Below are 26,913 nucleotides of genomic sequence, written 5' to 3' on the forward strand. Positions count from 1 at the left end.
TAAATATTTAAATTAAATGGAAATAAAAATGCATGTAGATAAAGCTAAAAAACGCATAGCCAAATTAGTAAAAGCGGGTGATAAAGGTTATCCACAAATTTCCATCGAATATTTTGGTGAAACAGCCGAATGTGCAACCTTAGTTGTTGTAGGTTTTACCTTTGAAGAAGGTGCTGAAGCTCAAGAAGAAAAGTTCACCAGTAAAGACAACGCACGAGAAAGCGAAGTTATTCAATCAGCATTAGTTAAAATTATTGAACGCGCCAACGCTAAATCAGTTCTTGAAGTGTCGGGTATTTCAATTTTATAGCTTAGTGAGAATTTAAAGCTTTGTCAGAACATAAAGTTTTATGAAACTATTGAGCTATTTGAAGTACAAACCTAAAAGTTAGAATAACAATACAAAAGAATCTGCATAAATGACGAATAACAAAAGCTGTGAATACGGCGTAGGCGATAATTCTTACAAAATGGCAGGGGAGTTAGCCGGTATTACGCAACTTGTTGATGAGTTTTATCACAACATGGCAACACTTACTGCAGCTAAAAAAGTTAGAAACATGCACGCAGAAGATTTATCGCTTTCAAGTAAAAAACTGGCTTACTTTCTTTCAGGTTGGCTGGGTGGACCTAAGTTATATACAGAGCATTTTGGTAGTATAAATATTCCATTAGCTCATAAACATTTATCTGTTGGTGAAGACGAAACTCAAGCTTGGCTACTGTGTATGCAAAAAGCTGTAGATAAGCAAAATTATGAAGCAGCATTCAAGGTCTACTTAATGGAGCAGTTACGAGTTCCAGCAGAAAGAATAAGAAAAGTATCAGCAGGCTGAACTTTCAAAGTTAATCTTGCTTAAACACTTAAACACTTAAACACTTAAACACTTAAACACTTAAACAAATTACATTAACAAACGGAAAACTATGATCTTTTTAATCTTCGCACTTCTTATGTTGGCAGCTTCATATAAATTATATTTAATGAAAAAAGAACCTTATTTTTCAGCTTTACTGTTTAGTATTCCTTTAGCGGTTGCAGGTTTGATAATGGGTAACCCGCTTGCTGGCGTATTTATTGGTAGCGCTATATTGTTTGCTTTAGGCTTTGTTTGCTTTTGGTTATTAGACAAAGTACCAAACGGAGCGCCACATTACTCTGTATTAGGTGTTACCGCTGCTATAGTGGTATTTGTTGTATAGCTTTGAAGTATTAAGTTAATGGCTTATTTTGAGGTGTTCGCGTGATCAGTTGCCACTTATACGATTATATTGAAATTGTCTGTATGCATAAATATCCTGTCAAATTAACCATGAAAAATAACACCGTTATTAAATGTATCGCCCTTGATACAAAATATAATGATGCAAGAGAAGAATGTATTAAAGTAAGCTGTAAAAGTACTTTTGATGTTAATATGCAGAATATCAAAAAGGTAGATAATACGACTGAAAGCTTAATACCATTGAATAACTTAGCATCGTTAGAAGTTGTTGTTGAAAATCCACATTTTAAAGTGGTTTCATTTAGCTAATTTTTTGAAATCAGATTAAGCTCTTACAAATCAAATTAAGCATTAATGTAAACCGAGTTCAATCAATATACGTAACAGAAATCATTTATAGCAGTCTTTATTTCTTAACCTGCTATTAACCCATAACTCTTTATACTCACTATAATGAGATAACTAACTATAACGCTAGGAGCCTTGAATGTTAGTAACAAAAAATTCAAAGTTTTGGTCAGATCTTATTCTGATCGCTAGTATCGTATGCGTTATTTTTATGTCTTTGTCGTTAATCGATACACGCCAAGAATGGTTTACTACACGCGATGCCACAACTTACATGCGCTATGGTGTGTTAGCAGGCGTTTTTATTATGGCAGCTTCACTCGTTATAATATTTTTAGTGCGTAACAATACACAAGCGCTTGTTAAAAGCTTTTCGGCACTTTCGGTTATTACTATTTCTTTACTCACGGTTAAAGCTTATTTACCTGTAGGCGCTAACCTTTTTTCAGAACAAAAAATAAAACCAACAGCGCTAAAACCTAATGCCAATCATCCACCTTTAGCGTTAGCTTTAGTGTCGATTAAAGAACTATCATCTAAAAGCATTACACCGCCAAAACAGTCTGTTTTATATCGCCCTCAAAACAATAAAATCACACAGCCAGCTAAACATCATTCAATCGCTACTGAACTTGCCACGCATTTTTCAGAAATTAATGCGATTAACTCATCGTTGAGCGAGTAATCTAAAATGCGGCGCATCGTTTTATTATTCTTTTCTACCTCGCCAATTGAAATATCATTTTACAAAAGCTTGCTCTAGCTACCCTAAAAGCAGTAACAAGATCATCACCCATTGATTACAATAAATCATTACCCATAACTTTACGTTTATTGGGTCATTTATATCTATGGAGAAAACATGAAAAAAATAGTATTGATTTTCGTCACAGCTTTCTTGTTTACCACGCAGGCATTCGCTGAAACAGCAGTGAAGTACAACAAAGAACTCGATGGTTTTGATTACCCATTTGATGTACAAACGTTTCACTTCAATTCTCAAAATCAAGAACTGAAAATGCGTTACATGGATATTGGCAATAAAGATGCAGATAAAGTTATCGTATTGCTTCATGGCAAAAACTTTTCTGGTTACTACTGGGAACAAACAGCTAATGACTTATTGAAGAAAAATTACCGGGTAATTATTCCTGATCAAATTGGATTTGGTAAATCATCTAAGCCAGCGTCTTATCAATACAGCTTTCCGCAACTAGCGTTAAATACTAAATCACTGTTAGACAGTTTGAATATTAAAAAGTATGACGTTGTAGGTCATTCAATGGGTGGAATGGTTGCAGTAACCTTTGCTGTTAATTATAGCGCGTCAGTTAATAAGCTGATTCTTATTAATCCTATTGGATTGGAAGACTACAGCAAGTATGTTGAATTTAAAGACACAAACTTCTTCTACAAAGGGCAGCTTGCATCAACACTTGATAAAGCCAGAAGCTACCAACAAAAAAATTACTATGATGGTAAATGGTCAAACAAATATGAAGAACTGCTAGTACCATTAAAAGGAATGCTTGCAGGTGAAGATTGGCAAGTAGTTGCATGGAACAACGCCTTAACTTACGGACCTATATTTGCTGAGAATATGGTAGATAAATTTCCACAAATCACTAACGACACCTTTCTAATTATCGGAACAAGAGATAACACAGGACCAGGTAGAGGATTCAAAAAGCCAGGCGTTACAAGAACACTTGGTGATTATAAAAACTTAGGCAAAAATGCACATAAGCTGATTAAGGGATCTACGCTATACGAACTTGATGGTTTAGGTCACATGCCACACTATGAAGATTACAGCGCATTTATCAAAGCATTCGATAAAGCGCTAGCTGAAAGTGAATAACAGAACATCTTAATAGCTTAACGATTAGCACTAGTTTTTATTTCTAATCGAATAAACAAAAGTCAGTAAGGTAAAAAACTTTACTGACTTTATTTTATCTACAATTTCTCTTTGCTGTTCACAAAACAAACCACCTTAAAACCAAATAAATTCAATGACATAAATCCGACACATTTCTATCATTAATCTGTCACAAAGGTTCTCTAACATGCATCGTTTATCCAAAAGCTCGATACATCTTTCGAATTATTGAGCTATCAAAAACCCAGTGATAGGTTGAATATTATAATGAAGGTTTTAAAAAAAACGGCTCTAGTCATTGCTATTACACAAACATTAACTGCATGTAATAGCGACAGTTCAAGTCCCACTCCAGAGATCACACCTGATATCCCAGAAGTAATTATTGAAGAAGTCGTAGAAGACTCCTCAGATGAAGCAACACTTTCAATCACCAAAGGTGCTAACGTACTTGCCGAAAACAATAATGATAACGTGTGGCGATTTGCTGTAATTCCAGACACACAAGGTCGTGATGATGACGATTACAAACAAACTATTATCCACACATACGACGATATCACTTTATCAATTGATATTGGATATGACGTAAACAACGATGACATTTTTGATGGTGAAGGCTGGAAAATAGATGTTTCAGACCCTTACAATGCATTTTTTGCTAACGAAAATGGTGACCCACTTGCTAACGGTGCTACTCCAGTTGCGATAGCGAGCAACGAACGTTCAGACACTCCTTACGATTTTAAACATCTACCAGCACTTCTCGTTGATCCTATTGTTTCTAAAATAAAAGCTGAAGGTGTTTCTGTTGTATTAGCCGTTGGTGACATGACCGATGTACGTACAGAAAACGAATACGTAGAATGGATGAACAAAGTTGCCAATCCATTAACTGAAGCTGGCATGACAGTGCTACCCGTTCGTGGTAATCATGAAATTGTTGATGGTTACGATTGGTTAAGCTGGTTCACCACAGAAGTAGACACAACCGATAATCGTTCAGTTAATAACATTGACAACGGTATCGATGCTTATACCGAGGAAGACTCAGGAAATTTTGATCAAGGATATAAGCTTTATAAAGAATACCCTGGAAGCTTATTAACTCAAGGCTTAGCTGATGGCGAAATTGTTGGTTACGAAGAAATTGAAGATCTGATGTACTACACAGTACAAAACAATACGCTATTTATCGCACTTGATTTTTACGCTAGCGATCTAGTATCAGTTAGCTACGAAGGCACATGGTTATTGATTTACGACTGGTTAAAAAATGTATTAGAAACTAAAGGTTCAACGGTTGATCATATTGTTATGTTTGGCCATGAAGCTTTATCAACTAAAAAGCGTCCATCGGTTTATAACTACGACGAATATTTTGATTACATCAGTTCATTAAGTAATGAAGATAACGGTGAAAGCGAAAACGAAACTGAGCCAGGTATTTTAGGTTTAGACACAGGACAACTAGGTTACTTAGAACTACAAGACGAATCGTCACCAGGTTTGCTAGACAACGTACTTAACTTATTAAGCGAATATAACGTTAACTACATTGCAGGACACGATCATCAGTATTCTCGTAGCTTAATTCATCCAGACAATAACAATCCGTCAGTAGGCTTTACTCAAATTGTAGCGGGTAATGCATCTTGGAAAGCTTATAACAATCGCTACGGTATTCACGACAAATACGAGACAGGTTTAGCGCAAGATAACTTTGCCCAAGTAGGCGATTATGAAGGTACTAATAGTCAGTACGATAAAGACCTAACCAAATACGAAAAATCGAACAAAATCTCGTTCGTGATTGTAGAAGTTAATGGTCGTCAAATTACCTTCAAAAATTATTATGCACCCGTTAATTTCTCAGAAGCTGATATGAACATGGGCACATATTGGGATGAAAATCAAAATGCTTGGATCCAATACGATGTAGACAGCTCAGGAACTACAGTAGAAGAAATCATTCCAATTGAATGGAGTTTAGGCGATAACGCAAGTTACACTAATGATGCATTACAACGTGTTGTATCTCCTTATGAATCTTACTGGACCACAACTAAAACGCCGGACGAAGAAGGTTACATAGGCACAGAAGCAGCAATACTTGACGGTTTTAACTTAACCTACAACAGTGTTGAAATGCTAACTACCGATACACAAGACAGCAAGCAAGTAGGTGTTCACGCAAACTACGAAGATGAACTTGGAACAGGTAAAGGCGAATACACCAGCTTTGCTAATGCGTATAACATTCCACGCGAAGAACAAGCGATGAATGAGCTACTATCACTAAGTTGGTTTACAGACAATGATGAAAAAACTGTTTCAGATATTTTATTCATTAACGGTAACTTAAATCAAGATGGGTCATACAAAAATACCAATGGTTTTGTACAAGCTAGCTCGCCATCTGAATTGTTCTTCGATAAAGATGCGGTTGAAACAACAAACCCAACCAATGTAGTCCGTGATGGGATAGTTACTGCAGACGACGAAGCGGATGCTATGACCATTGCAATGACAGCGCCTGAAGGTATCGACTTAACCACCTTAACCATAGGTCGTTACAATGAAGAAACGGGCGAATGGGAAGAGTTTCTTGCTGATAGCTGTTTTACAGAAACATCATACTCAGATGATTTCAGCGTAATGTTTAAATCAGGAGCGGGTAGTGCACCAAGTGACGTAGACAGCAGTTGTGGAACTTACTTATGGGGTTATAACCATAATAACAACACAGTGTGGGGATTTACTCACAAAGACGGACGTTTTGCTCTTATTGAAAACACAGTAACTGCTGAGTAATAAATGATTGATTATGTATAAGAGTTGCTAAGCAGCTATTCATAACAATAAATCAGAAACTAAAAAAGCGATAACGATTTAAAACCGTTATCGCTTTTTATCACGTTTAATAATATTTATTTACAATAAAAAACTTTATTTGAATAATGTTGAATGTAATATGATTTTTTCATCGATAAGGATATTGCTGTTATGTTACAACAGGAAGTAGAATATTTAACACTACAAGAATTAGAACAAGATCTAATTAACGTTACTGGTAATAAAGCTCTAGCTAAGCAACAAGCGCAACAATATGCAATAATGTATAAAGGAGATATAGTAAACTCTGTTCATTATAAAAAAGGATTAATCAATAAAGAAGAATATATTTTAAGCCGAAATATTCTTTGGGAACATAATAAAAATCACAGTAAGAAGCTTAGTGACAATATGATCTTGAATAGTAAATCTAAAAGGCCAGAAAATACTGCTGCTCATCATATTGTGGCTTGGAATGATATAAGAGCATCACAAAGCCGACTTAGACTAGCTGCTTTTGGGATTGATATTGACCATGCTGCTAATGGTGTTTTTCTTCCTCGATTTTCCAGACACCTACCAATGAAATGTATGCCGAAAGCATATTCACATTCAACCTTACATACTAAAGAATACTATTTAAATGTAGAGTATTTGTTAGAACAAACAATTGCTGAAGGTCTAGGACGTAAAGAGATCATAGAAACATTACAAGATATTGCGGAAGATCTCCAAACAGGTGAATTCCCTATTCACGAAGTATATCAAGATTAACAATATAGGTTTAACAAGATGACAACATTTAATAAAGTTTATTCTGTCAGCGTAAATGTAGGACAATACTTACTTCTTCAAACTACAGTTTTAGATCAAATCTTAGACAAAGATAATGACACTATTTACATATTTGATGGCATTGCTAAAGGTAATAAATGGCGAAAACCAACGACGGAGTGGATGATCATTTCAGGTGAAGAAAATGATGGATTAATCAAGCCAGATATTGCGGGATGGGGAGCTACAATTTTCACAGTTTCTGAAGATACCGCCAATACCCTTAAAGACTGCTTGAAAGATTGTTGTGAACTTTTACCTCTTACACTTAATAATGAAACTTGGTTTGCTCTTCATATTATAGGTAAACAAAATGCGATTGATGAAGAGTTAACCATTCGAAACATGAAGAATGGACGACCTAGTCGAACTCGAAGATTTGAAAAACTCGTATTAAAGAAATCCGAAATCAACACTAACGGATTATTTCTTGTTGAAGGTGTTGGGTTAGCAACATATTGTACAGACGAAAAGGGTGGGTTTTATGACAAAGTTCAAACAGAAAATCTTTCAGGCTTAGTCTTTAAAGAAGTTAATTTGTCTTAATCTAATTGCCTGTCTATCATCTAAATAGGACTTTGATGATAGATAGCATTTCCCAGAAACTGAGCTTCTTGGTGATACTTACTTAGTCAACTCACCACGTAAATTAGTTTGCATTAACTGACGTATTTCATCTGCAGGTAGGTTTTTACTTAACAAATAATGTAACTTAGTTAACGTAGCTTCAAGGGTCATATCAACTCCACCAATAACACCGCATTTACTCAACGCGTTACCCGTAGCGTATCCGTCCATGTTTACTGTGCCTTTAATGCATTGACTGCAGTTCACAATAATAATGCCGTTATCGCTGGCGGTTTTAATACATTCAAGCAAGTCTTTATCTTGTGGTGCATTACCAACACCGTAACTTCTAATGATTAACGCTTTAACAGGTTGCTGAATAATATTTTTCAATACATCAGAACTTATACCCGGATAAAGATGCACAACACCAATAGGTTGAGGCGTAATATCGCTCAATGTTAATGGTTGTATGTCGGCTTTAGCTATTGTCGATAACTTACCTTCAATCACATTAATGTTAATTCCAGCTTCTAACAATGGAGGTAAATTTGGTGAATCAAAGGCATTAAAACCATCAGCAAAAGCTTTAATACTTCTATTACCTCTGTACAGTCGGTTATTAAAATACAAACCTACTTCAGCAATAGGAAAATTAGCCGCAATATATAACGAGTTTAATAAATTAACTTGTCCGTCTGAACGTAATTGACTCAGTGGGATTTGCGATCCCGTTACAATTACGGGCTTAGATAAATTCTCGAACATGAATGACAGAGCCGAGCTGGTATAAGCCATAGTGTCAGTGCCGTGTAATACAACAAAGCCATCATAATCGTGATAGTGCGCTTTAATATCTTCAGCAATAAACTGCCAATCACTTGGCGACATATTAGATGAGTCGATTAGCGGCGAATACTCTTGAATAGTAAAATCAGGCATTTCATCACGTTGAAAATCCACATTAGCCAATATTGATTCTGTTAAATGACCTGTTTCAGGTATGTAACCGTTTTCACTGGCTTTCATACCAATAGTACCGCCTGTATAGGCAATATAAATGCGTTTTTTCATTGTGTTATTTTATCCAGAAACTGAAGTTTGTTGAAACGTTAATTAAATTTTAACATTATATTGAACAAATCTTAACATGTTGATTTTATTATAAAAAACATGTAACCAAATGTGAGTTTATAAGCTATGCTAATTATAACGTAATATATTCTATAAAGGACCCATGAATGAAAAAACTTATAATCGCCACTTCTATTTTAATGGCTTGTAACGTTCACGCCGATAGCAGTTCAATTAATACAGGTTCCGCTATGTCGCTAGGTCCATCATCTTCATCAGCGTCCCTTTCTTCTGCTTCTTATAATCCAGCCATGAATGCTTTAATTCTTAACGAAGGTGAAAATATGAGAATGTCATATTTTCCAACTTTTGGATTTAATGTAGAAATAGGGGAGGTTGACAACTTTGCTGACGATTTAGAAGAACTTGCAGACATAATTGATGATCCGAGTTTAACCACAGATGAACCAAGTGCAGTGTTAGATCGCTTTAATGATGTAATTGATCGAGCTGGCGAAAGTGGTTATGTAAAAATTAACGCAGGTATGAATGCCCCTTTATTACCTCTTTATTTTTATTCAGAAACGCTACAAGGCACAATTGGTTTCGACTATTCAGTTAACGTACAAGCAGGCGTAAGCTTCTTAGCATCAGAGTTATCGTACAATAATCAAAACAACTCTTTTGCCACAGCTTCTGCCTTGTACGTAAAATCAGGTATCGAACAAACCTTTGCCGTAAGTTATGGGCGCGAAGTCTTTAATCATCATTTAGGTAAACTTTATGCGGGTGGTAAATTTAAATACATCACCATGGAGTTAAGTAAACAAGTGCTTCCTATTATTGAACTTGCTGGCGAAAACTTAAGCGAGTTAATTCGTGATGAATACGATCAAAATCAAGACTCAACCAGCGATTTCGGCGTTGATGTCGGTTTAGTGTGGGATGCAGAAACTTACCGTGTAGGTTTAACGTTTGAGAATATTAACTCGCCAGAATTTGAATACGGCGAAATAGGCACTAACTGTGAAAGCATTGCTGAAAACACATCTTCAAGAGCTAATTGTGAGTCGGCTAAATTCTTCACCCAAACAGTAGGTCAAATTAGTGCCAACGAAGTGCATACAAAAAATGCCACAGCTCGACTTGATGGCTTATACAAACTATCAAACGAAGTTGAAGTTTCTGCAGCTCTAGATCTTGCTAAATACGACGATATTATTGGCGACGACAATCAATGGCTTCACACCTCGGTTGCTTATCATTCTGATGGATACATTATTCCTTCAATACGCGCTGGATATCATAAAAACTTGGCAGGCTCTAAAATTTCAACCATAACAGCAGGGCTAACATTATTTGATATTGTAGCGCTTGATTTTGAATATGGCTTAGACAGCGTAGAAATTGATGACTCTTCTACTCCACGTCGCTTTGGTTTTTCACTAAGTATTCAAGAACAGTTTTAATTACAGTGATTTAATCTCGCTTTAATTTATCAGCATTAGGGTAAACAGAATGAAAAATTTAATTAGCTCTACCTCAAATTCAACATTTAAACCAAAGCTAAAATCAAAAATAGCTATGGCTTTAACTACTGCAATTATATTAAGTGCATGTGGCGGAACAGATCAAGATGAAGGTACACCTACAGTCACAGAGCAAGTATTTAGTGGTCAAGCCATTGATGGTTATTTAGCAAGATCATTAGTCTACATAGACACCAATAACGACGCTACACGTAACGCATGGGAAGCATACGCTTTTACCGATAATCAAGGTTACTACTCAAACAATCCAAATACAGGTGCAGACTATTGTGCCGACACAGCAACAGCTGAACAAAGTCAGTACTGTTTAACCAATGTTGGCGTGCTTGAAACCGCAGTAATACGCATTGATGGTGGTTACGATGTATTAACAGGCGAACCATTTCAAGGTCAACTAAGTCGAAGAATCTCAGGTATTTCAGAAGCAGGAGCAAGTGATACCGTTATTTCACCATTAACATCAATTCTAACGGATATTACCAGTGAAGCTGAACGAGCCAGTGTATTGTCAGCATTAAGCATCGATGAAGTTGATCTTGATATTGATTACTTAAATACAGATGGCGCAGGTAGTATCGATAGCTCGTTGTTAAATACAGCGCTTAAAGTACATAAAGTGGTATCAGTGTTATCAGACCGACTAACAGATACCTACAATGAAATTGGTGAAGAGCTTGGCACACCTAACGATGCATCAAGTGCTATTTATACGCAACTGGCTAATCAAATAATAATTTCAGCTAACGACTTAGACACGGTTTTAGCAAGCACAGACGACTTAATAAATATTTTTGATAATGCAGAAAGTGCACTACAAGACATTTACCTACGTAAAGACATTAACTTACCTGCTGATATTGGCAGTGTTACTAACCCTGAAAATATTACGCGTGCTGCAAACGTAGCAAGTTCTATTTCTTTAGTTATCGATAGTTTAATTATTCCTGATGTTTCAATATCTGAAACTACAACATTAGGTGGCGTACGTGCTATTGAAAGTTTATTAATCAAATCGATAAATGAACGTTTTACCGACACCAGTATTGAGAACGCCGTCGCATTTTTAACGGATCTAGATCGCACATTACCAGATGCTTTAGTTCTGAGTTTATCTTTAGCAAATGCAGATCTCGCCAGTTTAGCTGTTAATGATTTTACGGGGACTGATTTTGATTCACTCGAAGATATTGTACAGGCAAGTACATTACCGTCAGATGCAGAACCATTCACACAACTTGGTGGTTACACGCTAAAAGTATCAGATCTTAACTTAGGTGTTAGCCCTAACAATTTAGATGATAAAGAAGTCGAGTTTTACTTTGATGGCGCAGCAACAGACACGGAAGGCTCATTTTCAGCTTGTGTTAAATATATCGATGGAGCATCAAGTAATGGAACATTAGGCGAAGGTAATACCCGTGGCGATCTTGTTGATGGCTATTGGTCGTTACTCGGAGCATCTGAAACCAGCACAGAGAGTTACAGCACTTTATTAACCATTAACTTCTTGGGTGCAACTTACCAAGCAATCTTAAAACCTGCGGGTAACGAAACCATTACCAATATCGATTATGAAAAAGTACGTTTCGATTTCGATGGCGACTTAAATGTCTATCATAGTGAAGATGGCTTAACAGATAGCACTATAGTTCCTACATCAGCGGCACAATGCCAAGAAAGATTACCGTCACGTATTGGTTTGTAAGTTATTTGTCTTATAAAAAAATATAAGCAAGTAAATATAAGTAAGTAAAAGCTAGAAGCAGAAACACAAAAGCCCGATTATTAAATTTAATCGGGCTTTTTTATTTCAAAATTTTATCTAGTTCAGAACAAACCTTTAATGAATATCACAACTCATACACAAGATATAAATGTTCTTAGGGTCATTCAGGTAGGTTAACGACTCTAATTCACCTTTAAGTTTAGCCATAGCTTTTTCTATTGGGCTAAGGGCAAAAGTAGACTCAGGTAAAAAAGCACTCGCTTGACCAAACACATTCTTCAAAAGTAGATCCGTTGGCGACAACTCTTTTTCAATCAGAATTGTACCGTAGTCTTCAATCTCAGCTAAATCAGCAGCAGCGATAATAGCGTCTTCTAATGAACCTAACTCATCAACCAAGCCTAACTCTTTCGCTTTAGCGCCAGACCAAACTCTACCTTGGGCAATTGAATCAACTTCTTGTTTAGTCATATTTCTGTTATCGGCCACAAGCGTAATAAAATCTTGATAACCTTTGTTAACATTCATTTGAATAATTTGAGCAACACCATCCGAGATTGGACGAGTAGGGCTGAAGCCAGCAAACTCAGTAGTACCAACACCATCGGTATAAACACCTAATTTACTTAAAGCATTTTCAAAGGTCATCATCAAACCATAAATACCAATAGAGCCCGTAATGGTGGTTGGAGAAGCGTAAATTTTGTCAGCCGATGCTGAAATCCAATAACCACCTGAAGCTGCGTAAGTTCCCATTGAAGCAACCACAGGCTTACCTGATTGCTTAAGTAGCTCAACTTCTTGTCTAATTATCTCAGAAGCAAAAGCACTACCACCAGGGCTATCAACACGTAAAACAACAGCTTTAACGCTATCATCTTCGCGAGCATCTCTTAATAAACGCGCTGTGCTATCGCCACCAATAATGCCCGTTTTTTGTGTACCGTTTAAAATAGTACCTTTAGCAACAACTACAGCTACGTTATCTGTAAAAGCATGTTGAATAGGAAAATCCAACGTTAGCGTTGATAAATACTCACGAAAGTTAACTGAACGGAAATTATCATCGCCATCTTCAACACCTAACATTTCATTTAAAGCGAGCTTAACTTGATTGCGTGTCTTTAAAGAATCAACCCAACCATTGTCTAATGCATACTGACCTAAATCTCCACCTACAGCTTCAAGCTTAGTAATTAAAGTCTCAGAGTTTTCGTCAAAGTTAGTAACAGCAAAACCACGTTGATCAGCAACATCTGCTTTATACTTGCTCCATAAATCATTTAACCAAAGCTTATTAGACTCTTTAGCTTGCTCAGACATATCATCACGCATGTAAGGTTCAACAGCTGATTTATACGTACCGACTCGAAATACATGAGGAGTGATTGAAAGCTTTTCGATAGCTGATTTGTAGTAAAGCTGGTAACGTCCATAACCGTCTAAAATTAACCAACCATTAGGATCTAACCAAATCTCGTCAGCAAAACTAGCTAAGTAATATTGATCTTGTGTGAAGTTTTCACCTACCGCAGTAATCGTTTTGCCAGAGTCTTTAAACTTCTCAAGTGCTTGAGCAATAATATTAACTTTGGTTAATCCTGAGCTGCCCATTCTGTCTAACTTTAAAATTAAAGAATTAATTCTACTATCAGAAGCTGCTGAATCGATCGCACTTAAAATATCTGCAAGTAATACTTCTGGATGTTGCTCGTCGTTACCTAAAGCTTCATTAACAAAAGTATCCATAGGATCAACTTGATGCTTTTGTTCAACAATATCGCCAGTTATATCTAATATAAGTGCTGAATTATTTTCAACAATAACTAAATTATTATCATTAGTTACAGACACAAAAAATATAATAATTAAACTGAAAAACAGTAAGTTGAGAATTATTTTACGAGATATATTGATAGCATTAAAAAGAGCATATAATACACGTTTAAACAAATTTGGTTTTTCTTCCATATTTTACTTCTTTATTTCTTATAGTTTGTAGAGGTTCGAGGGTAAATTCTTTCGATACTAAAATATTTTTAGACCAACATTTCAGACAACGTTTCTTAGATATTTATGAGTTATCATCTTATTATGTACGATAAGCAAATAATAACAATCGCTTAGCAAAAATTCATATGCACATGAATACTAACAAATAGCGATAAAAGATTCGCGAAAGTTCAGCAATAGCTAAAATAACTAACCTTATGCTACTTAAAATTAGCTTATATATGTAGATTCATTTGTAAATAAATATAAATTAATTCGAATACGATAAATAGTAAACAACGGAGTAACTGCAACTGTTGAGTGAAGCTTGTTTTATTAACTAAGAAAAAACGAATAGAAGAAATAAGTTCATAATATAGACTCGTTATCAAATACTGTCGTTGCACTACATTGGCAAAGTTAGCATAATAGACAGTCTTAAAGTTACTTGCTTTTCAGGGCTGACTTATCACTTAATAAGTCATGTAAATAAACCAGATAAACGAGCCAAGTAGATAGACTTTATTTTCCGTAAACTTTGCATATTAAGGATCTTCCATTGCTTGCACATACCAATAAATATCAGCTAGTCAGTAACGTACTTTTTCAAAAGGTTGATGACGAAACCGTAATTTTAGAACCTGAAAATGGCAACTATTTCACTTTAGATCCCGTTGGCACTTTCATGATTGAAAACCTGCAAGAAGGTAAGAGTGTAGAACAAGTAATTGAAATGATGAGCACTAAATACGATGTAAGTGCTGAACAAGTGAGTGCAGATTTAAATGAACTTGTTATCAATATGCTTTCTCAAAACCTTATGATTGAAGCAAGCTAATATTTAACCTTCCATTATTGGTACGCAAATAACGTGAGCAATAACGCAAATAAAATGAGTAAGCTTTTTTCATTCTCGTTTAATGAGTACACAATATTGCTCAAGTCATGGCTACTTTATGCGAAGTGGGATTGGCGTGTATCTAAACAAAGTTATAAAAAGTGGCAAAAGCATATTATCAGTCAGCCACTTTCACCTCTCAATGAAACTCATCAGCCAGCTAATATAAGTAATGTATCGAATACATCACACACAGCAAGCATGAAAAAAATACTAACCCTCATACAGCTGAATGAAATGGCAGGGCGCAATCATTACAAACACATGAATTGCTTAAGAAGATGCTTATCTCAAAAAGAACTACTAAATAGCTTTAACATTGAAACAAAACTACACCTAGGCGTTAAATTTGTAGAAGGTAAACTAGCCGCTCATTCATGGCTATCAAGCAACAATCAAATAATTAACGACTCTAAAGACGTTATATCTACCTATCAAGAACTAAAAACCTTGAACGATCAAAGCACCTTAGCGCTATTGAAATAAACCAATAATGCTAGCAGCAGAACAAATGCTACACGTTTATACGCAATGGGTTTGATACCAAGACTGAGTTAAAATTGCGTACAACATATCAACATTCAAATGCCGATTAGGATCACGCACCAATTCATCAAACTCACGCATTAACACGTCATTATCTAATAAACCTAAATCATGCAATCCGCTGTGACTTAAAAGCTCACGAAGTTCATCTTCATTACTTCTCACTAAATTAGCAAAATGATGGTCGAATACCGTTTTATGCTTATTCCATACAACCGATTCAGGTAAATGATCTTCCATCGTTTTTCTCAACAACCATTTAGGATAACTGCCTTGTATTAACATTCTGTCTGGAATAGCAAAACTAAATTCAACCACATCAACATCAAAGAACGGATGCCTAACATCAATCCCATAATTGTTAGCTACTTTTTGATAAGAGCGCATAGAATTATAAGTAGACGTTGTTTTTAACGAATGAAAACGCGCATGTTTCGCAGGTTCAAAAGTCTTATTAAAAGGATTGTTAATACTACGAGTAAACGCATCTTCATCTAAAAAGCCTAAAGCCTCTTCAGTTAACCAAGCAGACGTTGGATTATCTGTTGCGTTTATTCGCGGCTTATTTAAGGCTAAACGTAGTAAGTTTTGTAAACTATTCGGGATTAATGGTTTAACAAATAACTTAACTAAAGAACTAGCAACAGGCTCGTTAAGTTCAGCACAGGCTTTAACCACTTCGTTAATAACTCCCACTTCTCCTTTATATAAGCGAGAACGATAAGTAGAACTATGACCCCAACAAATCTCATCGCCACCATTACCTGTTAATAGTGTAGTAGCGCCTAATTGTTGAATTAACGAAAGCTCCTCATGATACTTAGGTGATAAAACAATACCAGGGCTATCAAAGTCAGTAGGGTAGAGTTGACCAAAATTAATCTCATCAAACTTATCTAGTTCAACAAAATGTGCATGAGATAAATTTAACTTTTCGATCATATCGTTAATGTTATCCATCTCATTACAGCTTTCAGTATTTTTATAGCTATGAGAAAGTGTATGAAGTGCTTGGCCTGTTTTTTGTGTTTCTATATTAGCTAACGCAGTAATAGAAGTAGAATCCATACCTCCACTCATTTGACAAAAAACTGATGACTTACTCGTATGAGAATTATCATAGTGTTGAGAAGGAGTAACTAAACGCTTAGAAACACTCTGCATAAGCACATCATAAAAGTGCTGCTTATATTCATCAGTATTCTTATAACGAATAGATTTATCTGCATCTATATCCCAAAACTTAGAAACGGTTACCTTATTATCACGCCAAACTAATTTATGGCCACAGGGTAAGCGCTTAATTTCATTGTACATAGAAATATTAGGATCAGGTCTGCCAGATAACCATTGAACAATAGCCTGTTTATTTACAGTAAGGGTTAAGCTTGGGTGACTCGCTAAAACTTTAGCGTCAGAGGCAATATAAAACTCGTCATTAATCTGCAGGTAAAATAATGACCTACCACTAAAAGCATCTATAGCAGCATGAAGTTCTTCTTTATTCTTGTCCCACAATATATAGGTAAAATTACCTTTTAAGTGTTTTGGTAAATCATCTTCGAATTTACTATATAGAAGGGTAAACATTTCACTAAGGTGTGAATCATTTTCAGTGTCGGATTTTTTTACACTAATGTTTTGTACAAATGATTTGGGTAAAAGTTGATCTTTATTGTCAATTCTACAATTAGCTAGGAGCTCAATATCGCTATTTTTTTCAACTGAATCAAAATCAATATTTGTAGTTAATTGATCAAAGTTTTTTACCAAGTTCTTATTAAATGAGTAATAACTAAAGCAGTGAGAATATAGTTCAACATCAACAATCTCTTTGTTTTTAAAGAATAAATTATTATCATTCGTGATGCTTCTTATATTGTGTTGGAATTTTTCTTTACTAAATATTAAAGTAAAAGCAGCGAATAGATTGTCCATATAATAGTAAATCCCAAGTAATATATAGGCTATAGATGAATTATATTCTTCTATAAGTTGAATTTATAGAAGCTATAGCGTGTAAAATTTTGTGTATCATTCCTACATTAAACATTTATTGCAACATTAATGTAACGAATTTAGTTTAAAATTAATTCAGTAAATGTATAATCCGCACAAAATAATTCGAAAGAAATATTAAAACGATTGAATTGTTCGTTTTATGTTCAGGGAAAGGTTTTTTTCACCAAAATATTCATCTAATTCTAAACAGTGTCTGTTTTTTTTACAGCTTAATGTAAAGGATGTATTTAGGATGAATGCTCTAATGTAAGTTGATGTTATTTAAGTGGCTTGTTGTTTTGGCTCGTTTTTTGTATGTGCAGTGTTAATGTAAATACTCATTCCTCTTAAGGAGAAGAAAAATGTTAAAAAAATTATTAGTTGGTTCTGTTTTATTATCCACTAGTTTGGTTTCACAAGCTGGTATTATTAGTGTTATCAATGGCGCAGATATGGCTGGCATTGAAGTTACTGCTTCTTTTGCTGACGGTACTCAAGAACTTGTTACTTGGGCTGCTACAGATGCTACTTCTGGTAGTGTAGTTGGTTCTGATTGGTCTTTATCACTTAGCGGTGAAACTTTCGGCGATTATGATGGTAGTACTAATACATTATTCGGTGAGTGGGTTTTACTTAACAACACTGCTTCAGGTTTAACTAACTTGTTAATCAATGCTGGTATCGTTGACGTTTATTTTGATAACGAAGAAACTATTGAATACACCGCAGACTCAGAAGTAGGTCGCCCATTTGTTTCAAGTGATGATGTAGGTACTACAGCTTCATTTGCTAGCGTGTATAGTGCTCCAGATTTATTTGGAACATTAAACATTGCTTGGGATAGCTCACTAGCAGCAGGCGCTAGCTACTCTTTCCTAACTGATACGGATAAAGCAGTAGTTTCAGAACCAGCAACAGCTTTAGTATTTCTTACGGGTTTATTAGCGTTAGTTAATTTCCGTAGAAAATCTTAATTAACTCATTTCAAGGAAGTAATAATATGAAATCTATTACAGAAAATAACGAAAACAACCAAAAATTAGCTTATACAAAACCTGTATTAACTAATGCTGGTAATCTTGCTGAACTTACCCAAGGTTTTTCTGGTAGTATTCCAGATGAGCAAGGTGGTCACACTAAACGTAATCCTTTCCAAGGTTAATTATGTTTTTTATAAAGCCTATAACTTGTTATAGGCTTTATAACTTCAACTACTCATGAATCTCTTATATAAAATCCCTTTGCATGGTATTGCTTGCGAGCCTTTTTGTGATCTTAAAAATCATAAAATTAAGCACAATATTAATGTCAATTTTAGCGCGCTTAACTTAAATACGTTTAATCAACAAACGGTTCAAGACAAAGCACCTGATTGGATCATGGAAGACAAAGGCGAGCGTTACCAGTCAATTGTTAGCTTAACAATTAATCAAAATAAACAAGAACTCTTAGCATCACCTCAATATTTGCTTAAAATAGACTGCCAAGGAAAAGGTTTATTCACAATAAGTAAAAACAATATTGATATTAGCTGGCATAATCAAGGAACAGATTCTGCACACTACTTCCAAACTATTGGTTTAGCCTTGTGGTTAGAGCTCAACCATATTCTTTGCATTCACGCTAATGCTTTAGCGTACAAAGAACATGCAATAGCCTTTGTAGCTCCAAGTAGAACAGGTAAAACAACACTTACTGCAGAGTTATGTAAAGCAGAATTCGCTGTAATGACTGATGATATGATGGCATTACACCAAGAAGACAAAGACTATATTATTTATCCAAGCTGGCCTGTAGCTCGTATGTGGCCAGAAACACTAGAGATAATCGATAATCAAAATAATGATGAACTGGTAAAAGTTCATGAAAGCTTCGCTAAAAAAGTAATCAGTATAAATGAAAGCAGTGGTTTTAACTTTTGTAGTCAAGCTAAAAAGCTCAAATCTATTTACATACTAAACAGAATTGAAGAATCTAAGAATAATTTTGAAAATAACACAAATAATTCAAATGTATGTAATATTACAACATTATCATCTGCTGAAGCAGTCATACTTTTAATACAAAATAGTATATTAGGTAGTGCATACAAAGCACTGTCGTTAGAGCAACAACGATTTTTTAAGCTCAGCGAATTAGTTAAAAACATTAAAGTAAAAAAAATCACTTATTTAAGTGGTAAGAAGTACTTACCAAAGGTTAAACAAACAATTATTAAAGATTTAGAAAGTTAGTTAGTTAAAGTTTTTTATAAAAAATTAAATTTAAAACTCATTTTGATTTTAATTTTAGTATACAATAAACCAACTTTAATCAGTTGTGTTTATGGAAGTCTAGTTTAATGGAATATGTAGTAATATGATCAATAATAATAACGGTATGATTAAAAACAACATCAATGTTTTTGCTGTTGTTTACCGACTAATAGATTTAGCATTAATTCATCTTATGCTAATAGTAGCCTTATATGGTTACTCTGTCCCATACACCAAAGAATATTTCGAACTCTCTCTTATTGCTTCTATCGGTTTTTTCTTAACAGCTGAATCTTTCGCTTTGTATCGCTCATGGCGTGCAGGCTTTTTTAATGAACTTATGTTTTACACTTTCATTTCTTGGGCTTTGGCAGCGATAATAGTAATTACCTATATGTTCTTCACTAAACAATCCGCGGATTTTTCTCGTATTGCTACCTTTATATGGTTTGGTGCCGGTATTATCTCACTTATCACCTGGCGATTTTTGTTTAACCGATTTTTAGCTAAAATCAGAACAAAAGGTATGAACACGCGTAGTGTTGCTATTATTGGAATAACAAAATCCGGTCAACGTTTAGCACAACAAATATTAGACAACCCAGATACCGGCTTTAGATTAACTGCTGTATTTGATGATCGAATTCCTGAAAGAATTGACGCTACTTACCATGCTTGGCTTGAAGGTGATATAAAAAAAGGTGTAGAACGCGCTAAAAACAACGAATTCGATGTGGTTTATATAGCACTTCCAATGATCGCAGAAGAAAGAATTAAACACATATTGCAATTACTAGGTGATACAACAGCTAACGTACAACTTGTGCCAGACTTATTCGTGTATACCTTAATGAATGCTTCTATGTCACACATTGGCAATATTCAAACAATAAGCGTGTATGACAACCCTATGCGTGGTGGTAACGCAGCACTTAAACGTTTTGAAGATATTGCATTCTCTCTGGCTATTCTTACACTTATATCATTACCTCTATTTTTTATAGCGATAGCTGTAAAAATAACATCAAAAGGGCCAGTTATATTTAAACAAAATAGATACGGTCTTGATGGTAAAAAAATCAAAGTGTGGAAGTTTCGTTCCATGACAGTAACTGAAAACTCAGACGTAGTAACTCAAGCCACAAAAGGTGATGCGCGTATAACTCCATTAGGTGCATTTTTACGTAGAACTTCATTAGATGAATTACCGCAATTTATAAACGTATTGCAAGGCCGAATGTCTGTAGTAGGTCCACGACCTCATGCTGTAGCGCATAACGAATCTTACCGCAAAGAAGTTGATTACTACATGCTTCGCCACAAAGTACGCCCAGGGATAACAGGTTGGGCACAAGTGAACGGATGGCGTGGTGAAACAGATACCATAGACAAAATGGAAATGCGTATAAAATATGATTTAGAATATATACGTCATTGGACATTATGGCTTGACGTGAAAATTATTATATTTACAGTATTTAGATCATTCAATGACAAAAATGCTTACTAGGAACTAGGTATCAATCCCTAATTCAATAAATTAGCGAAATTCGCTGACAGGTTTTAACCTTTAAGGTGTTTAATCCCTTAAATGTTTTATCACTTCTCGGTGTAGCGCGCAGCACCTCAGTGTACTCTGTGGTGAAAATTGTTTTAGGGCTCAATTCCTAATTCAATAAATTAGCGAAATTCGCTGACAGGTTTTAACCTTTAAGGTGTTTAATCCCTTAAATGTTTTATCACTTTTCAGTTTAGCGCGCAGCGCCTCAGTGTACTCTGTGGTGAAAATTGTTTTAGGTCTCAATCCCTAATTCAATAAATTAGCGAAATTCGCTGACAGGTTTTAACCTTTAAGGTGTTTAATCCCTTAAGTGTTTTATCACTTCTCAGTTTAGCGCAAAGCGCCTCAGTGTGCTCGGTGGTAAAAGTTGTTTTAGGTCTCAATCCCTAATTCAATAAATTAGCGAAATTCGCTGACAGGTTTTAACCTTTAAGGTGTCTAATCCCTTAAATGTTTTATCACTTCTCGGTGTAGCGCAAAGCGCCTCAGTGTACTCTGTGGTAAAAATTGTTTTAGGGCTCAATCCCTAATTCGAAAAATGAGTAAAATTCGCTGACAGATTTTAATTTCCCTCGGTGTACTCCGTGGTGAAAGATGTATTATAGCTTAATCCCTAATTCGAAAAATTAGTGGAATTCGCTGACAGGTTTAACGACTTAAATTAAATATTTTAAGGATACAAGAACAAGATGAAAGTTACTTTTTATGGAATTGGATACGTAGGCTTAGTACAAGCTGCCGTTTTAGCTGACGCAGGACACGACGTTTGTTGTGTAGACATAGATCAAAATAAAATTGACGATCTTAAAAAAGGAATTATACCAATTTACGAACCAGGCTTAACGCCATTGGTTGAAAGTAACTTTGCAGAAGGTCGTTTAATTTTTACTACAGATGCAGAGTTTGGTGCGAATTATGGTGAGCTTCAGTTTATCGCGGTAGGAACTCCACCAGATGAAGATGGTTCAGCCGATCTAAAATATGTACTTAAAGTAGCAGAAACAATTGCTACCTACATGACATCACCTAAAGTAATTATCGACAAATCAACAGTACCTGTTGGCACAGCAGATAAAGTATCTGCTCAAGTAGAACAAGTATTAAACTCAAGATTTGAGCAAGGCAAAGCACCTTCGTTTTCAGTAGTTTCTAACCCTGAATTTTTAAAAGAAGGTTCAGCTGTTGCTGATTGTAAACGTCCAGACCGTATCGTAATCGGAACAGACTCTACAGAAGCTGAAGAGTTAATGCGTGAGTTATACGAACCATTTAACCGTAACCATGAAAAAATCATAGTTATGGACATCAAATCAGCTGAATTAACCAAATACGCAGCTAACTGTATGTTGGCTACAAAAATTAGCTTCATGAATGAGATGGCCAACATCGCAGAACGAGTAGGCGCAAACATTGAAAATGTTCGTCATGGTATAGGTTCTGATCCTCGTATCGGTTACCAATTTATTTACCCTGGTTGTGGTTACGGTGGTTCATGTTTCCCTAAAGACGTACAAGCTCTTGTAAGAACAGCAGATGGTATTGGCTACGAATCGCAAATACTAAAAGCGGTTGAAGCAGTTAACTACGCTCAAAAGAATAAATTATTTGAATATATCTCTAAACACTTTGGTTTAGCAGAAAATCCTGATGCAATTAAAGGTAAAACCTTTGCATTATGGGGCTTATCATTTAAACCAAACACCGATGATATGCGTGAAGCACCAAGCTTAGTATTAATGGATGCATTATGGAAAGCTGGAGCGAAAGTTCAAGCATACGACCCAGAAGCAATGGAAGAAACACAGCGCATTTGTGGGAACCGTGCCGACTTAAGCTTAATGGGAACTAAAGAATCAGCCCTTAAAGGTGCAGATGCATTAGTTGTATGTACTGAATGGCAAAACTTTAAAGCGCCAGACTTCAATACAGTTAAAGAAGAATTAAGCGAAGCCGTAGTATTTGATGGGCGTAATCTTTTTGAACCAGCACGTATGAAAGCGAAAGGCTTCGATTACTGGTCGATTGGTCGTTTAGCTAACTAGTTATTAATAGGAAATTTACGTGAAACAAACTATAACCACAATTTTAAGCGTTTTATTATCTTACTGTCGTGATATTAAACGATTTACAAAGTACGCTCATTTATTTAAACCAAATAAAAATAAACTAACAGCTCAAGCTCATATGTATCGTTTAGCTCATGCATTAGAGAAAGGTATGGCTTTACCTCAACCTAGAAAAGGATTTGGTAAATCAAAAATAGTACAATTAACAAACTTCATCAATGAATATTGCACTCAAAATGGAGTGGATGGCCCAGCAAGTTCTGCTGCTTCATCTATTGCATCACTTTTAAGTTATCACCAAACTAATGAGGTAGATGTTGAGTCTGAAAAATCATTATTTACTAATTTATGTAATAAATTTCCTGAGCTACAGGTTGAGTCTGAAAAGATTAATACTGGAGTGTTGAATTTATCTAAAGAAAAAATATGCAAATCATTACCTGAGTCTCCTGAAGACTTCTTTGGCTTAAGATGCAGTGTACGTAAATACTCAGATAAAAAAGTGTCTAAAGATGAATTGTTGAGAGTGATCAAATTAGCTAATAAAACCCCATCTGTTTGTAATAGGCAGAGTGCACGAGTTTACGTTTACGATGAAAAAGAATCTATGGCAAAAGTACTTAAACATCAAGATGGTAACGCAGGTTTTGGTCATGATGCAGGTACAATCTTGATTGTAACTTCAGATTTAAGTTGCTTTTATAAAGCCGGAGAACGTAATCAAGGTTATGTAGATGGTGGTTTATATGCAATGAGCTTAGTTTATGCAATCCACTCTATCGGTTTAGGTTCATGTATGCTGAATTGGAGCCAAGGAGCAAGAACTGACCAACGACTAAGAGATGATACTAATATCCCTGAAAATGAAGTGATTATTACAATGATTGCTGTTGGAAATCTACCTGACAATTTTGACGTAGCAGTATCTCCTAGAAGAAATGTTGAGCAAGTAGCGTCTTTTCAATAAACACAGTAAACAATAAATATTACAAAGAGCGAAGAAGAAATGAAAATAGGGATAGTAACATACCACGACATTAATAATTATGGTGCTCAATTACAAGCATCATCTTTACAGCGTTATATTGAAGCACAAGGACATGAAGTTGAAGTAGTAGACTACAAGCCGATTCGAACAAGAGTTCGTATAATCATGACTATATTAAGACCTCTTTTAAAGGGAGATATTAAACAAGCTAAATTAGAACTTAACAAAAGAAAAATGTTTGCGTCTTCTATTAAGTCTATGGCTAGAATTGGTAAAAAATCTTTATATACAGAATCACAGTTAAAAAAATCTTTGTATAATAGTTACGATTTACTTATTTGTGGTAGTGATGAACTTTGGAATTTTCAAAATTATATGGGATATAGACCAGCTTATATCCTAGACTTTCCAACAAATAACACTCGTAAAATGAGTTATGCAGCTTCAATGGGCTCAGGTAATCCAAGTGAAGAATTAAAGCAAACAATGACAAATAGTTTAGCTAATTTTTCAAGTATTCTTGTTCGAGACCCATACACATTCGACTTTGTTAAAAATCAAGGTTTTGATGTAAGCCGTGTAGTAGATCCAACTTTCCTTTTCGACTTTAAACCTGTACTACCTTCTTTAGATAACTATATGATGATTTCAGGTGCTTTATCAAAAGCTCAAGTTGAGCTTGCGATTGAGACAGCAAAAAAATTAAAGTTGGTCCCTGTGAGTGTAGGATGTCAATACCCAGGCTACGAAGACATTGAAGTTAGTGCTACACCAATTGAATGGATTGGCTATATCAAAAATGCTAAGTTTCATTTTACTTCTCTTTTCCATGGTGCTGTATTTTCACTAAAGAATGATACGCCATTCGCTATATACTGTTCACAAGCCAAAAAACAAAAAGTAAGTTCGTTGGTTTCTTGGTTTAATCAAGAAACACGTATGGTTGACGAAAGTGCAACAGTTGAAACATTAATTGAATGTTCAAAATTACCTTTTACAGACTCTTACCATGAAACATTCTCTCAATTAGTTAACAATTCTAAAGAGTTGCTACTTACAAGTATTGAAAAGAAGTAACTTCTTAGATGAGTTTATCCAATAAAACAATTACAGGTATGTTGTGGGTTTTTATTGCTGTACTTATAAGTAAGTCCATGTCTTTATTAACACAGTTCTTTTTAGGGTATGTTCTTAGTGTAGAAGATTTTGGTGTTTTTGCTGTTATTACAGGTTTGATGGCTTTAGTTTCAGGATTTCAAGATCCTGGCTTAGGCCGATTACTTGTACAAAAACAAAATAAATTTGAAAAACTATTTCCTTTAGCATTACTTATTTCGCTTTGCTTTGCTGTTGTAGGGAGTATTACGTTACTTGTATTTTCAAGCTTTATGGGAAGCGATTCAAATGAAAACAACTTATTTAACTTAGTTATTTTTATATCAGTTACACTTCCGTTTATGTCTTTATCAAGCATCTTTAAAGCTAAACTTAATATTGATTTACGCTTTAAAGATGTATCTAAAATTGATACTTACAATGCTATTGGGTACGGCCTTATATTAATGGCCTTTGCATATTTTGGAGCACGCGCATACAGCTTCATCTTTGCTATAGTGTTCACCTATATATTTAACTTTGTAAGCTATTGGTATCTATCTGAGATTAGAGTTATTAATAAGCCTAATTTTAAATATTTTAGCGAAATATGGTCTGGGATCAAATGGCTTTTCATTGGTGCATTCTTACTTGGGGCTGCATTGAGAGGGGATTATTTAGTTTTAGAAAATATATTTACGGAAGAAGAGTTAGGTTATTATTTTTTTGGTTTTATGCTAACAGCTAATATCGGCATGTTACTTTCACAGGGAATACAAAGTGTTTTAATGCCGTCTTTTTCTTCAATTGATGACGACAAAAGAGTGCTTAATGGATTTAATAGAGCAAGTGCAGCCTTAGTTTTTCTAACTGGTATCTTATGTTTAGGTATGGTCGTTTTCTCTCCTTATTTAATCAGTTATATATGGAATGGTAAGTGGGATTCGGCAATATTAGTTGCAGTAGTTATGGCAATATCTCTACCTTTAAAAATGCTTTCACCGCTTGGTGGGGCATTACTCGAATCTAAAGGTAAATGGCGCGATCGAACTATATTTCTTTTTATCGACGCAGCAACATTAATTATGAGCGCATATCTAGGAGGAAGTTACTTTGGACTAGATGGTGCAGCTTATGCTGTAGCAATTCAAAGAGGGACATTGGGATTATCTCTATACTTTAAGGCAGCAAAAGAACTAAATTACACTTTTATAAAGACGTTATCGTCTGTTATGTCAATGTACATACCTTTTGGAATCGTTGCTTTTATATTTTTCTATTTTAACTTGGTAGATTTAACAATGGTTAAATCTAGTGATTTTTTCAGATTATGTGTTATTGGTGTTTTATCTCTTTTTGTATATATCTTACTTAACCTATTATTTAACAAGGTTGGAGTTGCTGAAACAATTGATGTACTTAAAAAGTTAAAGAAAAAAACAGCTTAATATACTCATGAATAAAATAAA

General features: G+C 35.0%; 24 protein-coding genes. 21 read left to right on the forward strand and 3 right to left on the reverse strand.

Features of this window, described 5'->3' with window-relative positions:
• Positions 1 to 28: 28 nt before the first annotated feature.
• From ACPUVN_RS05580 to ACPUVN_RS05620, 9 genes are all read left to right on the forward strand, one after another.
• Positions 29 to 310, forward strand: a complete 282-nt coding sequence (locus ACPUVN_RS05580; protein WP_426357615.1) for a hypothetical protein — start codon at positions 29 to 31, stop codon at positions 308 to 310.
• Between the two features lie 109 nt (positions 311 to 419).
• On the forward strand, positions 420 to 836 hold the full coding sequence (locus ACPUVN_RS05585) for a group II truncated hemoglobin (RefSeq protein WP_426357614.1): 417 nt from the start codon (positions 420 to 422) through the stop codon (positions 834 to 836).
• A 91-nt stretch (positions 837 to 927) separates the two neighbouring features.
• Positions 928 to 1,203 (forward strand): hypothetical protein, encoded by a 276-nt coding sequence (locus tag ACPUVN_RS05590; RefSeq protein WP_426357613.1) that lies wholly within the window; start codon positions 928 to 930, stop codon positions 1,201 to 1,203.
• Positions 1,204 to 1,244: 41 nt separating this feature from the next.
• Positions 1,245 to 1,535 (forward strand): Rho-binding antiterminator, encoded by a 291-nt coding sequence (locus ACPUVN_RS05595; RefSeq protein ID WP_426357612.1) that lies wholly within the window; start codon positions 1,245 to 1,247, stop codon positions 1,533 to 1,535.
• Between the two features lie 178 nt (positions 1,536 to 1,713).
• Positions 1,714 to 2,259: a hypothetical protein gene (locus ACPUVN_RS05600; RefSeq protein WP_426357611.1), complete on the forward strand. Its 546-nt coding sequence runs from the start codon at positions 1,714 to 1,716 to the stop codon at positions 2,257 to 2,259.
• 177 nt (positions 2,260 to 2,436) lie between these two features.
• Positions 2,437 to 3,435 (forward strand): alpha/beta fold hydrolase, encoded by a 999-nt coding sequence (locus tag ACPUVN_RS05605; protein WP_426357610.1) that lies wholly within the window; start codon positions 2,437 to 2,439, stop codon positions 3,433 to 3,435.
• Between the two features lie 288 nt (positions 3,436 to 3,723).
• A complete protein-coding gene (locus tag ACPUVN_RS05610; protein WP_426370137.1) occupies positions 3,724 to 6,270 on the forward strand; it encodes a metallophosphoesterase in 2,547 nt (848 codons plus the stop codon).
• Between the two features lie 192 nt (positions 6,271 to 6,462).
• Positions 6,463 to 7,065: an AHH domain-containing protein gene (locus ACPUVN_RS05615; protein WP_426370138.1), complete on the forward strand. Its 603-nt coding sequence runs from the start codon at positions 6,463 to 6,465 to the stop codon at positions 7,063 to 7,065.
• Positions 7,066 to 7,083: 18 nt separating this feature from the next.
• The gene (locus ACPUVN_RS05620) at positions 7,084 to 7,671 is read left to right on the forward strand and encodes a hypothetical protein (RefSeq protein WP_426370139.1); all 588 of its coding nucleotides are present in this window, start codon (positions 7,084 to 7,086) and stop codon (positions 7,669 to 7,671) included.
• 78 nt (positions 7,672 to 7,749) lie between these two features.
• On the opposite strand, the gene ansA is transcribed toward ACPUVN_RS05620, so the two are convergent.
• Entirely contained in the window at positions 7,750 to 8,766 is a 1,017-nt protein-coding gene (gene ansA / locus ACPUVN_RS05625; RefSeq protein ID WP_426357607.1) for an asparaginase, read from the reverse strand.
• Positions 8,767 to 8,933: 167 nt separating this feature from the next.
• On the opposite strand from ansA, the gene traF reads away from it, so the two are divergent.
• Positions 8,934 to 10,235, forward strand: a complete 1,302-nt coding sequence (traF, locus tag ACPUVN_RS05630; protein ID WP_426370140.1) for a conjugal transfer protein TraF — start codon at positions 8,934 to 8,936, stop codon at positions 10,233 to 10,235.
• Positions 10,236 to 10,284: 49 nt separating this feature from the next.
• Complete coding sequence (locus tag ACPUVN_RS05635; protein WP_426370141.1) at positions 10,285 to 12,021, forward strand: hypothetical protein; 1,737 nt, start codon at positions 10,285 to 10,287, stop codon at positions 12,019 to 12,021.
• Positions 12,022 to 12,156: 135 nt separating this feature from the next.
• Here the strand turns inward: ACPUVN_RS05635 and sppA are convergent, their stop codons facing one another.
• Positions 12,157 to 14,013 (reverse strand): signal peptide peptidase SppA, encoded by a 1,857-nt coding sequence (sppA, locus tag ACPUVN_RS05640; protein WP_426370142.1) that lies wholly within the window; start codon positions 14,011 to 14,013, stop codon positions 12,157 to 12,159.
• Between the two features lie 580 nt (positions 14,014 to 14,593).
• Here sppA and ACPUVN_RS05645 point away from each other — a divergent pair.
• Positions 14,594 to 14,872, forward strand: coding sequence for a PqqD family protein (locus ACPUVN_RS05645; RefSeq protein WP_426357602.1), 279 nt, complete (start codon positions 14,594 to 14,596; stop codon positions 14,870 to 14,872).
• A 54-nt stretch (positions 14,873 to 14,926) separates the two neighbouring features.
• Positions 14,927 to 15,418, forward strand: coding sequence for a lasso peptide biosynthesis B2 protein (locus ACPUVN_RS05650; RefSeq protein ID WP_426357601.1), 492 nt, complete (start codon positions 14,927 to 14,929; stop codon positions 15,416 to 15,418).
• A 36-nt stretch (positions 15,419 to 15,454) separates the two neighbouring features.
• Here the strand turns inward: ACPUVN_RS05650 and ACPUVN_RS05655 are convergent, their stop codons facing one another.
• On the reverse strand, positions 15,455 to 17,416 hold the full coding sequence (locus ACPUVN_RS05655) for an asparagine synthetase B family protein (protein ID WP_426370143.1): 1,962 nt from the start codon (positions 17,414 to 17,416) through the stop codon (positions 15,455 to 15,457).
• Between the two features lie 425 nt (positions 17,417 to 17,841).
• Between ACPUVN_RS05655 and ACPUVN_RS05660 the strand changes: the two genes are divergently transcribed.
• From ACPUVN_RS05660 to ACPUVN_RS05695, 8 genes are all read left to right on the forward strand, one after another.
• Entirely contained in the window at positions 17,842 to 18,453 is a 612-nt protein-coding gene (locus ACPUVN_RS05660; protein WP_426357599.1) for a hypothetical protein, read from the forward strand.
• 26 nt (positions 18,454 to 18,479) lie between these two features.
• A complete protein-coding gene (locus ACPUVN_RS05665; protein ID WP_426357598.1) occupies positions 18,480 to 18,641 on the forward strand; it encodes a lasso RiPP family leader peptide-containing protein in 162 nt (53 codons plus the stop codon).
• 55 nt (positions 18,642 to 18,696) lie between these two features.
• The gene (locus tag ACPUVN_RS05670) at positions 18,697 to 19,713 is read left to right on the forward strand and encodes a hypothetical protein (RefSeq protein ID WP_426370144.1); all 1,017 of its coding nucleotides are present in this window, start codon (positions 18,697 to 18,699) and stop codon (positions 19,711 to 19,713) included.
• A 124-nt stretch (positions 19,714 to 19,837) separates the two neighbouring features.
• Positions 19,838 to 21,244 (forward strand): undecaprenyl-phosphate glucose phosphotransferase, encoded by a 1,407-nt coding sequence (locus ACPUVN_RS05675; protein WP_426370145.1) that lies wholly within the window; start codon positions 19,838 to 19,840, stop codon positions 21,242 to 21,244.
• Positions 21,245 to 21,984: 740 nt separating this feature from the next.
• Entirely contained in the window at positions 21,985 to 23,337 is a 1,353-nt protein-coding gene (locus ACPUVN_RS05680; protein ID WP_426370146.1) for a UDP-glucose dehydrogenase family protein, read from the forward strand.
• Between the two features lie 19 nt (positions 23,338 to 23,356).
• Positions 23,357 to 24,328, forward strand: coding sequence for a nitroreductase family protein (locus ACPUVN_RS05685; protein ID WP_426370147.1), 972 nt, complete (start codon positions 23,357 to 23,359; stop codon positions 24,326 to 24,328).
• A gap of 39 nt (positions 24,329 to 24,367) precedes the next feature.
• Positions 24,368 to 25,426 carry a polysaccharide pyruvyl transferase family protein gene (locus ACPUVN_RS05690; protein ID WP_426370148.1) on the forward strand — a complete coding sequence of 353 codons (1,059 nt, stop codon included), beginning with the start codon at positions 24,368 to 24,370 and terminating at the stop codon, positions 25,424 to 25,426.
• 38 nt (positions 25,427 to 25,464) lie between these two features.
• Positions 25,465 to 26,892: an oligosaccharide flippase family protein gene (locus ACPUVN_RS05695; RefSeq protein WP_426370552.1), complete on the forward strand. Its 1,428-nt coding sequence runs from the start codon at positions 25,465 to 25,467 to the stop codon at positions 26,890 to 26,892.
• The last annotated feature ends 21 nt before the right edge of the window (positions 26,893 to 26,913 follow it).

The sequence above is a fragment of the Pseudocolwellia antarctica genome (assembly GCF_049933045.1).
Lineage (GTDB): Bacteria > Pseudomonadota > Gammaproteobacteria > Enterobacterales > Alteromonadaceae > Pseudocolwellia.